Source organism: Solihabitans fulvus, assembly GCF_008386585.1.
In the GTDB taxonomy this organism is placed as follows: domain Bacteria; phylum Actinomycetota; class Actinomycetes; order Mycobacteriales; family Pseudonocardiaceae; genus Solihabitans; species Solihabitans fulvus.
Map to the genome: position 1 here is coordinate 1 of NZ_VUOB01000372.1, position 440 is coordinate 440.

Annotated in this window: 1 protein-coding gene; it reads left to right on the forward strand. The window is 42.5% G+C overall.

The window, feature by feature from the left end; translation table 11 throughout:
• On the forward strand, nucleotides 1-399 hold a 399-nt coding region (locus tag F0L68_RS46085), incomplete at its 5' end, for a hypothetical protein (RefSeq protein WP_188317153.1).
• Between the last annotated feature and the right edge of the window lie 41 nt (nucleotides 400-440).

A 440-nucleotide genomic window follows, 5' to 3' on the forward strand; every position in this document is an offset into this window, starting at 1 on the left:
CCCGATTTTCATAAGCGAATTTTGTTTAGCGATGAAGCGCACTTCTGGTTGAATGGCTACGTCAACAAACAAAACTGCCGCATTTGGAGTGAAGCTAATCCTCAAGTGTATGTCGAAACACCGTTACATCCAGAAAAACTGACTGATTGGTGCGCTTTATGGGCTGGTGGAATCATTGGTCCGTACTTCTTCAAAAACGATAATAGCCAGAACGTTACAGACAATGGTGATCGGTATAGAGCCATCATTACTAACTTTTTCATTCCTGAATTGAATAACCATGATGTCCAGGAGACGTGGTTTCAACAAGACGGCGCAACATGTCACACAGCTCATGCCACAATCGATTTATTAAAAGACACTTTTTGGACCTGTGAATTGGCCTCCAAGATCTTGTGATTTAACACCGCTAGACTACTTTCTGTGGGGCGATGTAAAGT